We start from the raw sequence: 15,475 nt of genomic DNA on the forward strand, positions 1-15,475 counted from the left end.
GCCGTATCGCGAAAATCATCTCGACGGTTCATCCCGCGTTATTTCCTTGGCTTAACGGGGAACTACGCAAAACTCCCAAAGCGCTTCGGCTTGAGCTCGTAGCTTAATCGAAGCCTTCAGTAAAAGGCAACACCAGCCAGAATTTCTCGTGGGTTGTGTCGGATTTGATGACGAAGCCGTGATGCTGCGACATTTGCGAACAAGTGCGTTGAAAGCTGAAAGTCTGCTACAAACGGTCTCTATAAGCATGAACCCTGTTATATATAAAGAGGGTTCTCTCAGCCCTGATAATGTATCGGAACAGAAAGCCTGACTTTATGCGGCGGCGTTTTACACCGATTTTTTATACCCTTTACCTTGAGTGTGGTGGCTGTTTCGTGTTAGTTTCTAACAAAGGAAGAGCGATTGGCTTCGGTTGAGTTCCGAATGTTGGTCGTGCATAAATCGGACAGACAAAAATGCTGTTTATTACGATAACCATCGACCAGGGAAACCTCCGAACAGATCATGACCGACAACTTATCAGAGCTGTTTAAACAGTGTTCTATTGAAATGATAAAGCGCGGTCAGACGCGGTTTGCAGATTGCTTTATTTCGACCGGCGTTGCGTCCACGGCTGAACATGATATCGGCCGGTTATTGCAACATTCAGCCATAGCCCCGGTTGACTGCTTGATGGCCGCTTCAGCCGCAGGGTTGGTCCCTTCTCACCAGCCGCCTGCGCATTTTTTCGACGGCATATCCTGCAATCAATACCTATTACAGCATCTGGAGCGCAGGGGATACTGCATTCGAGCCGCACAGTCCGATGACTTGCCGGCATTGCTGTTACTGGAGGAGCGTTGCTGGGCCGGACAGCTGCGCACGCCTGAAGCTGTTTTGAAACAAAGAATCGCCCGCTACCCGCAAGGACAGTTGGTGCTGACAGTCGGTGATGCGGTTGTCGGCGTCATTTATTCCCAACGCATCGATAGCGCAGAGGCATTAAACGGAATAACGGTTGCGCAGGTTGACTCATTGCATAATCCAAAGGCCACGGTGGTGCAACTTCTGGCGGTTAATATCCTGCCGGACATGCAGCAGCAAAATCTGGGCGATCAGCTGCTGGAATTTATGCTGATCTACCGCAGTCTGCAAAAAGACGTGCAATCCGTGGTGGCGATTACGCTGTGCAAAAATTTTGACCGGATGGCCGGGCTTGCGCTTGAAGACTATATTCGGCAGCGTAACGAGCATGGCGTGCTGTCGGACCCTATTTTGCGCTTCCATGAGCTGCATGGCGCGACAATTCAGCGGGTGATGCCGGGCTACAGGCCCCACGACCACAAAAACGAAGGCTGCGGCGTGCTGGTCAGCTACGATATTCATCATCGCAGCCGCAACGACATGCGCATTGATGCTGCAAAAAACACACGATTTACGCGCTCCGAAATTCGCGGCTATCTGCAAAATGCGCTTAGCGATTGCCTGGGTGAACAACGGAAATCGGCGTTTTCGTTCGACAGGCCGCTGATGGAGATGGGCCTGGATTCCGCCGACCTGCTTGAGTTGAACGAGAAAATCGCGTTCAGGTATCAACTGCCGCTAACCCCGGCCTTTTTCTTTCAGTACAACACGGCCGACAAAATAGCCGGGTATCTCTGTGAGCATGTTGTCCCGGAGCAAAAGCAGAATAATAAGCGCGAAGCGCAGCAGGCAAAATGTGTAGTAACAAAACCGCAGGGCCAGGCCAGTACGCAGGATGTTGCAATCGTCGGCATGGCCTGCCGGTTGCCCGGCGGCATCGGCACGCCCGAGGAGTTTTGGCGGTGTTTGCTGAGCGGTGCTTCAGTTGTTGGCGAGTTACCGGCAGGGCGTTGGCAGTGGCCCGACGAAATCGATCCGGCGCATAAGCATCAGGGTATTGACCGGGGCGGTTTTCTGGATAACGTGGCGGCATTCGATGCGCCTTTTTTCCGTATATCGCCTGCGGAAGCGGAATCCATGGATCCCCAACAGCGCATCTTGCTGGAGCTTGGCTGGCAGGCGATCGAGCACGCAGGGTATGCGCCGGATTTGCTGGCAGGGAGCAATACCGGGGTTTTTATCGGCGCCAGCGGTTCCGATTACGCCCGGCTTTTGGATCAGTTCCGAAGCCCTGTCGATGCGCATTACGGCACCGGCAATTCAATGGCGGTGCTGGCCAACCGGATTTCCTATTTTTACGATTTTCATGGCCCCAGCCTGTTGTTGGATACCGCCTGTTCCAGTTCGCTGGTGGCGGTGCATAAGGCGGTGCAGTCGATACAGACCGGAGAATCGTCGCAGACCTTGGTCGGCGGCATCAACCTGATTTGCCATCCGGCCAACAGTATCGCTTATTATAAGGCCGGCATGCTGGCGAAAGACGGTCGCTGCAAAACCTTCGACCAACAGGCCAACGGTTATGTGCGTAGCGAAGGCGCGGTCATGGTGCTGCTGAAACCGCTGGCCTCGGCGGTGTCCGATCACGACAGAATCTACGCCGTGATTAAAGGCACGGCCTGTAACCACGGCGGGCAGGCCGGCGGACTGACCGTTCCCAACCCCGAGCAGCAAGCCAAGCTATTGCAAACCGCGTGGCAGTCGGCAAAAATCAACCCACGCTCGTTGGGATACATTGAAGCGCACGGCACAGGCACTTCGCTGGGCGATCCGATTGAAGTTCAAGGCCTGAAACAGGCTTTCGCACAGCCCGGCATGCAGCCCGAAAAAAGCTGCGGTTTGGGCTCGGTAAAAACCAATCTGGGACACCTGGAAGCGGCGGCCGGAATTACCGGCTTGTTGAAAACGGTACTGTGCCTGCAACATCGCCAATTGCCTGCCTCCTTGCATTTCCATCAGCTTAATGAACATATTGAATTATCCGATTCCTGCTTATATGTGGTCGACCGCTTGCAACCCTGGACGCCTCCGACAGACGGCGGGCCGCGAATCGCCGCAGTCAGCAGTTTCGGTTCCGGCGGCGCCAATGCGCATGCGGTTCTGGCGGAGTATCCATTGAATGTTGACGCAGTTGCCGACGATGTGGCTAGGCCGCTGGTGTTTGTGCTGTCGGCCAAGACGAGGCCGCAATTGCAGGTTTATGCGCAGAAATATATCGACTGGCTGAGCGATGTCAGTAGCCGGTCGGTATCGATGACAGATTTGGTTTATACCTTGCAGACAGGCCGTCAGGCTATGGAGGAGCGTCTGGCGCTGGTGATTACGGATCGTGAGGATCTGCTGGGTAAACTGGGCTCCTTTTGCTCGAATCAGGAGAGTCATGCCCAGGTCTTCAATAGCAAAACCGTCCCGGCCCAATTCAGGGAACTGACCGAAGGCGATGCAGGGCGGGCGTTTATCCGCTCGCTGGTCGCGCAGCGCGACTGGGACAGAATTGCATTGCTTTGGCTGTCCGGCGTTGAAGTGGACTGGTCGTTGCTGTATGGCGATCAAGCTGTCGGGGGCAGGCAGCCGCGGCGGATTGCAGCGCCCACCTATCCTTTTGCGAAGCATGCCTACTGGCTGCCGAATGCCGAGTTACCGCAGGAACGCAATACTGCCGGTAAAGCCTGGGTTGAGGCGGCAGTTGAAAACGTGCTTCCAACCGTACTGGCTCCGCTGTGGCGTCCTGTTATCGACAGTAAAAATGCAGGCTTGTTCCCCAATCATGACGACGGCGTGCTGATTATCGGCGGAAGCTTAGAGCAACAACAGGCCATACGGTCGGTTTATACGGCTGCGCAATCGATAGCCATCGATCCTGCGGTCACCATCGAGTCATTAAGCCGTCAACTCCGGCAGCTTGGCAATCTGGATCATATTATCTGGATAGCGCCAAAGCCGGATGCAGCATCCGAGTTTAACGAGACGCTGGTCGAGCAGCAAAATTCCGGGCTGTTGTATGTTTTTAAACTGGTCAAGGCCTTGCTGGCCGAGTCATACGGTAACAGGGATCTGAGCTGGACGGTGATAACCTGCCGGACGCAAGCGGTATTCAACGAAGATGCGCCGGATCCCGCGCATGCGGGTGTGCATGGCTTGGCCGGTGCGCTGGCGAAGGAATATCCCCGCTGGTCGATTCGGGCGTTGGATATGGAAAATCATTTGGATTGGCCCGTGCGCGAGTTGATGAGCTTACCGGCCGACCGGCAGGGCGATGTGCTGGCCTTTCGCGGCGGGCAGTGGTTCAAGCGTTTCCTGAGTCCGGTCGAAAAACTGCCCGAATCGACACCCGTTTATCGGCAGCGCGGCGTTTATGTGGTGGCCGGTGGAGCCGGAGGCATAGGCGAGGCGTGGACGCGTCATGTGATACAGCATTATCAGGCGCAGGTTATCTGGATAGGTAGACGCCGGCCGGATGCGGCGATTCAGGCGAAGCTGGATGCGCTGGCCGACTTCGGCCCTGCGCCGGTCTATGTGGTTGCGGATGCGTCGAGCCCTGAGTCGTTGCGGGCGTCCTATGTAACAATCAAGCAACGCTGGCCGGTCATTCACGGGGTCATCCATTCTGCGGTAGGGCTGTTCGATCATAGTCTGGTCGAGATGGACGAACAGCGGTTCCGGGACATTCTTTCGGCCAAAATCGACATCAGCGTGAATCTGGCGCAGGTGTTCAAGTACGAACCGCTGGATTTCATGCTGTATTTTTCCTCCGTCGTGGCATTGGAGAAAAACGGCGGCCTCAGCGGTTATGCCGCCGGCGGCGCATTTGAAGATGCGTTTGCATTGCATCTGGCCAAACAACGGACTTGCGCGGTTAAAGTCATTAACTGGGGGCATTGGGATATTGGCACCGGCGATGCCATTTCTGCGGCCACGAAAATCCGTCTGCAACTCAGCGGCATTATTCCGATACAACCGGACGAGGCCATGTCCGTGTTGCAGGGATTGCTGACCGCACCGGTAAACCAGCTGGCCTTGTTGAAAACTTCACGGCTCGATGTACTGCCGATGATCGACCCGGATCAAAACCTAAATATCTACGTGAATACCATTCCCCGATGCATTGACCTGATTCCGCCGGTTTCGGAAGAACTGAACAAGCGGGTTGAAACGCTTAAACCGTTAAGTATTTTCAACAACGCGGAATTGGAAGCGCAGTTATTGCCTTTGTTTGCAGGTACGTTGCAGTCGCTGGGTCTGCTTGATGAATCCGGCGAAAGTCCGCACGGTTTTTACAGTCAGTGGCTGGAGGCCGGCAGGAAAATACTGGCCGAACAGGGGCTTAGCCGGAGCGCAGCAGGCAATCCCGAGCAATTATGGCAGGCATGGGAAAAGGCCAAGCAAGAAAGCTTTGCTGATGCGGACTTAAGCGCCGCGATCGAGCTGGCGGAAGCCTGTTTGCGGGCGCTGCCGGATATTCTGTCCGGCCGCAGGCGCGCGACCGATATTCTGTTTCCCGACTCATCGATGCGGCGCGTCGAAGGCATTTACCGGAACAACGCGGTTGCCGATTATTTCAACCGCATTCTGGGCGAATCCCTGGTTGCGGCCATCGGGATCCGCTTGCAAAAAGACCCGGATGCACAGTTGCGCATCCTGGAAATCGGAGCGGGCGCGGGCGGCACTACCGCGATGATCCTGCCGCTGTTGGCTCCGTACCGGCAGCATATTGCGGAGTATGCCTATACCGATGTGTCCAAGGCGTTTCTGTTTCATGCCGAAGAACAGTTTGTTAAGGACTATCCGTATGTCCGCCCGAAACTGTTCGATGTCGAAAAACCGCTTGCCGGACAGGACATAGCCGCGCAGCACTACGATCTGGTGATAGCCACCAATGTGCTGCATGCCACGCGAAATATCCGGCAGACCTTGTCGAACGCCAAGGCGGCGTTACGCAAAAACGGTCTGTTGCTGCTGAATGAAATCAGCGGCAAGTCGCTGTTCGCGCACCTGACGTTCGGTTTGCTGGAAGGATGGTGGTTGTCGGAAGACCAGCCGTTGCGCATTCCCGATGCGCCTGGATTGTATCCTGAGACCTGGAAGCAGGTTCTGGGGCAGGAAGGTTTTGCCAACGTGCTGTTTCCGGCGCCGGATGCGCATGTACTCGGTCAGCAGGTCATCGTTGCGGAAAGCGACGGGGTTGTCCGGCAGCAAAAAACGGCGCAAAAACATCTGGTTAATCCAGCCCCATGTGTGCAGCCGAGCTCTGCGGATGAACTTCCGAAACCGGCCGTTATCAGTTCTGATGAGGGGTTAAAAGAGGCAAGCAATTTTCATTTGAAAAAACTGGCCGCCAAGACCCTTAGAATGAACAGCCACGATATTGATGCGCTGGAACCTTTGGAAACCTACGGCATCGACTCGATTCTGGTGGTGCAGATTACCAATGCCTTGCGGGAAATATTTCCCGACGTCCGCAGCACGCTGTTATTTGAATGCCAGACCATCGATGCGCTGAGCGATTATTTCATTAACAACAATAAAGACGAGTTAATCCGGCTGACCGGTTTGCAGGTACCAGCCGCCGCATCGGAAACTTCGCGGCCTCAGGTTCAGGCGAGTGCGGAAAAAAACGCCGGGCGCGATGATACGGCCCAGCTTTACAGATCCGATAACAAACCGGACGCCGGGCAGGACGCTATCGCCGTTATCGGCATGAGTTGTCACTTTCCGCAGGCGGATAATGTCGATGACTATTGGCGAATACTAAAGTCCGGGCAAGATTGCATTCGGGAAGTTCCGGCGGATCGTTGGCCGATGCAGGACTTCTTTGATGCCGACCCGGACCGGGCGGTCGAGCAGGGAAAAAGCTACAGCAAATGGGGCGGATTCCTGGATAACGTGACCGATTTCGATCCGTTGTTTTTCAATATTTCGCCGAAAGAGGCCATCGCGATCGATCCGCAAGAGCGGCTGTTCCTGCAAACCGCCTGGGAGACGCTGGAAGACGCCGGTTACACACGGGAGCGTCTGGTCAACGATTTTAAGCAGCAGGTCGGTGTTTTTGCCGGCATTACCCGAACCGGTTTCGATTTGTTCGGGCCCCAGTTGTGGCGGCAGGGCTCGACGGTCTACCCGCATACCTCGTTCAGTTCGGCGGCCAACCGCGTGTCCTATTTCCTTAACGCGCGGGGGCCGAGTGTGCCGGTAGATACCATGTGCTCGTCCTCGTTGACGGCCATCCATCAGGCTTGTCAAAGCCTGCGCAGCGGCGAATGCCGGTTGGCGATCGCCGGCGGCGTGAATATTTACCTGCACCCGTCCGGCTATGTCGGCCTCAGCGCATCGCGGATGTTATCCAAAGACGGCGTTTGCAGAAGCTTCGGCAAAGGCGGCAACGGCTTCGTGCCGGGCGAAGGCGCGGGCGCGGTTTTGCTGAAGCCCTTGTCTCAGGCGATAGCGGATAACGACCGGATTTATGCAACGATACGCGCAACCCATGTCAATCATGGCGGCAAAACCAACGGCTATACCGTACCCAATCCGCAGGCCCAGGCCGAACTGGTCAGGGATACGCTGCAAAAAGCGGGCGTCGATGCGCGTGCGGTCAGTTATATTGAAGCGCACGGCACCGGTACGGAATTGGGCGACCCGATTGAAGTGTCCGGCCTGACCCAGGCCTTCCGGCACACTACGCAGGATACCGGCTTTTGCGCGCTGGGTTCGGCGAAAGCCAATGTCGGTCATCTGGAAGCGGCGGCCGGAATCGCCGGGTTTATCAAGGTCATCCTGCAACTGCGTCATGGACAGCTTGCGCCCAGCCTGCATGCGGCCGAATTGAACCCGAATATCGACTTTGCCAAGACCCCGTTTGTCGTCCAGCAAACGCTGGCGGACTGGCAACGGCCGCTGCTGGAGGATCAGGGCGAGCTAAAGGAATTTCCGCGCATAGCCGGTATATCCGCGTTCGGCGCAGGCGGTGCCAACGCCCATGTGCTGGTCGAAGAATACCGGCAACCGGAACGCCTGCCGCCAGATGCCGGGCAGGGCTGCGTTGTTGTGTTGTCCGCCAAAAACGAGGAACGGCTTAAAGCCTATGCGGGTAGACTGCATGACTTTATCGGTCGGCGTGTCGCCGATGCTGACGAGCTTGAGTTGCCGGATCTGGCCTACACCCTTCAGGTCGGCCGCGAGCAGATGGATCAGCGTCTGGCGCTGGTCGCGCACTCGCCGGCCCAGTTGCAGGAAAAACTCAAAGCCTATATCGGCGGTCAAGATGAGGTAGCGGATCTTTATCAGGGTCAGGTCAAGCGCCACAAGGAGCTGATTGCGGCGTTTGCCGGCGATGAATCGATGCAGCAAACGGTGGATGCGTGGTTCAGGCAGCGCAAGTATTCCAGGCTGCTGAATCTCTGGACCAAAGGCATGGACATCGATTGGGCAAGGCTTTATCAGGGGCAGTGCGTCCCCCGGCGCATCAGCCTGCCGACCTATCCTTTCGCGGCGACCCGTTACTGGTTGCCGTTGGTTGAGGTGGATGAAACGCCTCAGAAGACTGTTGACGTTGCCAGCGCCCCAGCGCCGCTGCCGATACCGCAGGCATCAGCCGCAGCCGTAGAGCCGATGAAACGCACCATATCCGAAGTTCCTGCGCAGCAGCCTTGCTCCGATTCCGTCGTTCCTGCGAAGCCGGACGGAATTTCATTGCGGGAACCTGCGTTGTGTCCGGCAACGTTCCAGACGCAAACTATAATAAAACCGATCAGCCTCAGGTTATTGCAAAGTTACGACTCAGCCTCTGACACTCCTAAGGCGGTAGCGTCCGCCGGAGGTAATCCCTGCATTGCGCTTTACGATTACGGCGAGGGTGTTTTTGCCGTTAAGCCTGATAACGCGGACGGACAGCCGATTGCGATAGACAGCGCCTGCGCAGGGCTGATCGGATGTTTACAAAGAGTTAACATGCTGGCCGAAGACAAGCCGGCGCATGGCGCTGTAAAAGTGCTGTTGCTGACCGGGTTGGACCAACTGTTTGCCGCTGAAGATGACCCGGCGGCAAAGCGTTCTATCAGTAACGCGGCTTCGGCCATAGCAGGTTGTGCCGTTCCCGTGATCGCCGTGCTGACCGGTGAAAACAGCTACAACGCGATGCTGATGGCTGCCGTCGGCGAGGTCATGATTTGCAGTTCGGAAGGGACGTACAGCTTTCATTCGACCGCTGTTTCCGAGCAGGAATACCGGCTTTTTGCCGAACGCTTTGGCGAAGCCTGCGCCGGTAGCCTGGTATCGGGTTCAGGGCTATTGAGCGGTGCTGCATTAAGGCAGGCCGGATTGACGATGCCGGTTGTCGGGCAGGCCGAGATCGACGGCTATGCGCTCGAAACAGCCCGCAGCATCGCGCAAATATCCGGCACGGCGTCGGCTGAACTAAAAAAACATTTATCCTCACGGATCAGGCAGTTGACTGGAAACCTTGCCGCTCCGTTTACGCCGGTAGCCGGAGTGCCAGGGCAGGCTGATACGAACAGGCCGGATGCCGGGTTTGTCTGGTCTCCAGGCCGCGCAACTGCCGGTGCGGAATCGCCGGAGCCGGTCAAGCTCGATTCCGATGTAGTTACGCTGCAAAAGTACCGCAACGGCGTGGTGGTGGTGAATCTGTGCGACCGATCCAGCAAAAACACCTTTTCGCCGGAGTTTGTCAGCGGCGTCATTGCGGCTTTTGACCATATTAACAACACGCCCGGCTACAAGGCCGTGGTGCTGACCGGTTACGATAATTATTTTGCCTGCGGCGGCACCAAACAGGGGCTGCTGGCCATCCAGAACGGCAGCGCCCGGTTTACCGACGAACAGAGTTACAGTATGCCGCTTGCCTGCGAGATTCCGGTGATTGCGGCGATGCAGGGACACGCGATCGGGGCCGGATGGGCGATGGGGCTGTTCTGCGATTGGGCGGTTTACAGCGAGGAAAGCGTCTATCAGAGTCCGTATATGCTCTATGGTTTTACGCCGGGCGCGGGCTCGACGCTGATCTTCCCGGAGCGGCTGGGCCACGATTTAAGCCGGGAAGTTTTATTGACCGCCCGGGAGTTTCAGGGCCGGGAGTTAAAGCGGCGGGGCATTGCTATGCCGGTCATGCCCCGTAGCGAAGTGTTCGATTATGCGCTGGCGCTGGCCAACCATCTGGCGTTGTCGACCAGAGATCAGCTTGTGCAGCAAAAGAACCGGCGCAGCGAGTCGATCCGGCAGCGCTTGCCGGGCGTTTTTACGCAGGAACTGGCGATGCACGACAAGACCTTCGTCGGCAATCAGGACGTCATCGATAACATCAACCGCCATTTCAATGAGGCCGCCGCGCAAGACCAACCGGCTCAACCGTCAATGAGCGGCGCGCGGGCATCTAGCCACCAGTCGCCGCAGCAGGTGCTTGAAAGCCTGAGGCAAAGTCTGGCCGAGGAGCTGCAAATGCAGCGGGAACAGGTCGACGATCAGACGGCCTTTATCGATATGGGTTTGGACTCGATTACCGCAGTCACCTGGATCAGAAAGATCAATAAACAGTTCGGTTCGTCGATAGGCGCAACCAAAGTCTACAGTTACTCGACCTTGACCCGGTTTACCGAGTTTGTGCTGTCGCAAATGGAATACCCGCAACCGTCGCCCTGTGTTGATACAGCTATCGATACGGGAACGGTTCAGGAAAACGGCGATCAACTGCTGGCATGGCTCAGAGAAACCCTGGCCAGGGAGCTGTTGATGAGCCCGGATACGCTCGACGATGACATGAAGTTTATCGACATGGGGCTGGATTCGATTACCGCGGTCACCTGGATCAGGGCGATCAATAAACGCTATGGCTTATCCATCGGCGCGACCAAGGTCTACAGCTATCCGACCTTGGCCGAGTTTTGCCAGTACCTGCTGAAGTCGGGAAGAGAACAGGGCCAGTTCCAAAATCAGGAACAGCCTCAACAGGCAGTTGCTGCGGCAATGGCGGCGCAGCCCCGTAAACAAGTAACCGAACCGGTTCTGGTTTGTTCGTTTGCATTGGCGGGCTCCGCTGATCGGCAGCTCGTTGAGCAGGAACCGGTCACTGTGCCGCCCGTTCGAGCCGAGGGCGCGGCGCAGTCCGAGCCGCAGCAAAACCGCAATCAAAATAGCGCAACCCAGTCGATTGCCATTATCGGTATGGCCGGGCAGTTCCCTAAAGCCGATAACGTGACGCAATTCTGGCAGAATCTGGTGCAGGGGCGCGAGTGTATTTCGGACATTCCGTCCACGCGCTGGTCGGTTGACGAATATTACGATCCTGACAGGAATGCGCCCGGCAAAACCGTATGCAAACGCATGGGGCTGCTCGATGATGTCGATGTGTTCGATCCGCTGTTTTTCAATATTTCGCCGTCGGAGGCGGAATATATGGACCCGCAGCAGCGTTTGTTCTTGCAGACCAGCTGGAGCTGCATTGAAGACGCCGGTTACAACCCGTCCGATTTGTCGGGAAGCTTGTGCGGCGTATTTGTCGGTTGCACGGCCAGCGATTACAGCCAGCTGATGGCCGGCCAGGCGCAGTGCGCGCAGGCACTGATGGGCGAGTCGGTTTCAATACTGCCCGCGCGTATTGCTTACTTCCTGAATCTGCAAGGGCCTTGCCTGTCCATCGATACCGCTTGTTCCTCGTCGCTGGTCGCGTTGGCAAACGCGTGTGACAGTCTGGTGCTGGGGCATAGCGATCTGGCGTTGGCCGGTGGCGTGTATGTGATCAACGGCCCGGAGATTCATGTCAAAATGAGCAAGGCCGGCATGCTGTCGCCGGACGGGCGCTGTTACAGCTTCGACCAGCGCGCAAACGGTTTTGTCCCCGGAGAAGGCGTAGGCGTGCTGTTGCTGAAACGGTTGGAGCAGGCCGAGCAGGATGGCGATGATATTTACGGCGTGATTCGCGGCTGGGGCGTCAACCAGGACGGTAAAAGCAACGGCATTACCGCGCCGAACCAGGAATCGCAAACCCGCCTGGAAACCGGTATTTACAAAAAATTCGGCATCAACCCGGAGCATATCCAGCTGATTGAAGCGCACGGCACCGCAACCAAGCTTGGCGACCCGATTGAAGTGGACGCGTTGCGCGAATCATTCCGCCGGTTTACCGACCGGAAGCATTTTTGCGCGCTGGGTTCGGTAAAAAGCAATATCGGGCATCTTGCGACGGCCGCCGGTGTTTCCGGCGTGATCAAATCGGTGCTGGCCCTACAGCACAGGCAATTGCCGCCGACCATCAATTATCAGGAACTGAACGAGCATATCGATTTAGAGGACAGCCCGTTCTACGTGAATACGCAGTGTAAACCGTGGGACGCGCCGGTCGGGCAAAAGCGTCATGTTGCAGTCAGCTCATTCGGTTTTAGCGGCACCAACGCCCATATCGTGCTGGAAGAGCCTTTACCGCAGGTTGCGGCCGCAGTTGCAGCGGATACGCCGGTGCTGTTGGTGTTGTCGGCAAAAAGCGGGCAGCAATTGGCGGTTTATGCGCAGGCAGTCAGCGACTATCTGGCCGATCAATACAACAGCCGGGAAATCAACCTGAGCGATATGGCCTATACCTTTCAGGTCGGCAGGGTGGCGTTGAATCATCGTCTGGCGATTGTCGCGAACACGGCTGACGAATTAAGAACAAGGTTATCAAACTACGCGTTGACCGGCGCAAGCGATCAGGATTGTGTTGCCGGTGAAGTCGGCAAAAAGGCCGCAGCTGCCGATGGCACAATTCAAGGGGAAGCTACAACGCAGCAGCTACGGCAATTGGCTGAACGCTGGGTTGTCGGCGAAACGGTCGACTGGTCGTCGTTATACCGGCCCGGACAGGCGCGGCGAAAGCACGGTTTGCCGACCTATCCGTTTGCCCGCGAACATTACTGGATACCGGAAACCGAAGCCGTTGAAGACGACACCGTTGAGAGCAAGCCCTGCCGCAGCAGCGAAACACCGGTGATAGATAGCGAGCTGTGGCGCGGCAGCGAGTTGCCGGACACGATTGATTGGCAAAACCGCTTGCAGCATTATCAAGGCAAACAGCTTACCGTTATCTACGCCGATGACGGCGAACGCCTTGCATTCAGTAACCTGCTGACGCAGTTGAAGCAGGCGTCCGGCCTCGATGATTCCTCGAATGTGAGTTATTGCGCCGTCACTGAAATCAACGACGGGCTGGCAGCGAAACGGCCCGATTGTTTGTTGTTTCTGGGAGGCGTCGGAACACAGCCGACCGATACATCGGCGATCGAGCAATGCCTGAAAGTGCTGTCCGATCAAGGCAGCGACAGCCCAGTGGACGTCTTGTTTTTCATGCAGACCGACCCGGTTGCGGCCGACCGGCTGGCAGACTTGATCAGCAAAGCCGTCAAACCGGAACAGTCGCGCTGTGTGCTGGTTACTCAGGATGATTGTGGCGACTTGAACGCGGCAATGCAGCGTTTGTTTAGGGAATGGCTGGCTTTCGGCGCGCAGACTGAACCGTTCACCAAGTTGAGGCAAATCCATTATGCCGCAGGGCAGCGTCTGGCTCGGAACGGCTGCGCCGAACAGGTCGCGGAGCATATCTGCCTGATTAACAAGGAATGGCGGGAAAAACAGCCGCAACCGGTGACGCACCCGGCCGATCGCGGCACGGTGCTGATTCTGGTTAACCATGAGTCCCTGCAAATTGCCCGGAAACTGCTTGAACCGGAAGACTTTAACAAAGTCATTTTGATCGGCGACAACAGCGTTCTGCCCAGTCAGATCCAGAATTCGATCAACTACAAGGATGCCGAATCGGTCAGAATCAGCGCCCACATCCTGATCGACCAGTACGATAACATTAGCCACATTATCGATTTGAGCGATCTTTACGATACGGCCAAAGACAGCGATGCCGACAATCCGGGCAAAACCGTTTTCTATCAAACCCTCATCGGCACTTATAACGACATTGCGATTTTATACTTCACCAAAGGCTTGCAGCATTTTCAGTACAAGCAGATGAGCCTGGCGGGCGCAAAGTTTGCCGGTTTGGTCAAAATGCTCAGCGCGGATTATCCGCATGTCAGCGCCCGGTTTATCGATATTGACCAAACAGCTTATGACCGGCCCGGACAATTAAGGCAAATCATCATGCAGGAGTTTGACGCCGAATTGCAGGAAACTGAACTGTGCTACCGTGACGGGCAGCGTTTTGCGCCTGTCCTATCGGCCGTCGAAGCTGGAGCCGGAGAGGCATTGCCGATTGCGCAGGACGGCGTTTATGTGATCAGCGGCGGAACCAACGGCGTCGGGCTGGAAATCGCCAAGTATCTTGCCGCCAAAGGCTGCAATAAGCTGGTGTTGATGGGGATTACACAACTTCCGCCACGGGAGTCGTGGTCGAAGGCGGTCGATAACGACAGCCTGTCTTTGTATATCAAAAATAAACTGCTCGAGCTGATTGAGCTGGACAAGGCGGTTGAGCATCTTCAGATTTATACCGGCTCGTTGAGCGGTCAGCACGCGTTGAAGCGTTATTTCAAAAAAATCCGCGCCAAATTGGGGCCGATCAGAGGGGTTATTCACAGTGCGGGCGTTTATTCCGATTCAGATAACCCCGGATTTGTCAGCAAAAATCTGGAGCGGATGAAGCAGGTGTGGGAGCCTAAAGTCAACGGCCTGGAAAGCCTGCATGCGCTTTTCAAGGCGGATGCGCCGGACTTTTTCGTATCGTTTTCGTCGATGACCGGGCTTATGCCGCATCTGGCCCGCGGCGCCGGCGATTATGCGATGGCCAATTCGTTTGTCGATTTTTTCAGCGCTTATCAGCACCATCAAAACAATCATACGTGTTACAAAACGATCATCTGGTCGGACTGGAACCAGTGCGGAGCCATTACCCGGATTGCCGGTGAAAGGGTTGCGGCGATAGAAGAGAATTTTCACCGGCTCGGCATACGGACATTTTCCAATCAGGAAGGCCGGGCGCTGTTTGAACAGGCGCTGGCATGCACGGAGGACAGCAGGGTGTTTATCGGCTATCTCGACCGGCAGCAGTTTGAGCAGGTCAGGCTGCAATTGCTGTATGCGAACCTCAATGCCGTTGAAGCCGGAAAACAGGCTGTGGCGGCCAAGCCAGAGGCGCCTGTTGAAACCGTCCCGGAAAATTCAATCCTGCATCATCTGGATCAATGGGAAGCTGAAAAACGCTCGGGTCTTGAGGTGCCGGTCTACAGGATCACCGACGTGATCAGCCTGGACCGGATCAAACACCTGGAACCGAACCTGATACACCGGATACACAAGCTGCTGTTTGCCGGGGTAGCGCAACCGGCAGCGCAGGAACAACCGGTTGATATGGCGCAGGTGATCACAAATACCGTGCTGGAAGTGCTGAAACTGAAGAGTTTCGACTCTACCCAGCCGTTCCAGAATTACGGGCTGGATTCGATCTCGGCGATGGTGCTGGCGACCCGGCTGGAGAAAAGACTGAAACAGCCGGTGCAACCGCAATGGCTGATCGATTTTTCCACGGTCGAAACGCTGTCCAGGCATTTAACGGCGCAGAACAGCAAGTCCCTGTTGCAATAAA

At 56.1% G+C, this 15,475-nt stretch carries 1 protein-coding gene; it reads left to right on the forward strand.

Annotation, left to right across the window (positions count from 1 at the left end; all coding sequences use genetic code 11):
* The first annotated feature begins 507 nt into the window (after window positions 1–507).
* The gene (locus B0F88_RS16600; RefSeq protein WP_104425060.1) at window positions 508–15,474 is read left to right on the forward strand and encodes a beta-ketoacyl synthase N-terminal-like domain-containing protein; all 14,967 of its coding nucleotides are present in this window, start codon (window positions 508–510) and stop codon (window positions 15,472–15,474) included.
* Window position 15,475: the final 1 nt, after the last annotated feature.

It is taken from the genome of Methylobacter tundripaludum, from assembly GCF_002934365.1.
GTDB classification, from domain to species: domain Bacteria; phylum Pseudomonadota; class Gammaproteobacteria; order Methylococcales; family Methylomonadaceae; genus Methylobacter_A; species Methylobacter_A tundripaludum_A.

Coding starts and splice junctions, on each gene's coding strand:
- B0F88_RS16600 (WP_104425060.1), top strand. CDS start 508: ATGACCGACAACTTATCAGAGCTGTTTAAACAGTGTTCTATTGAAATG.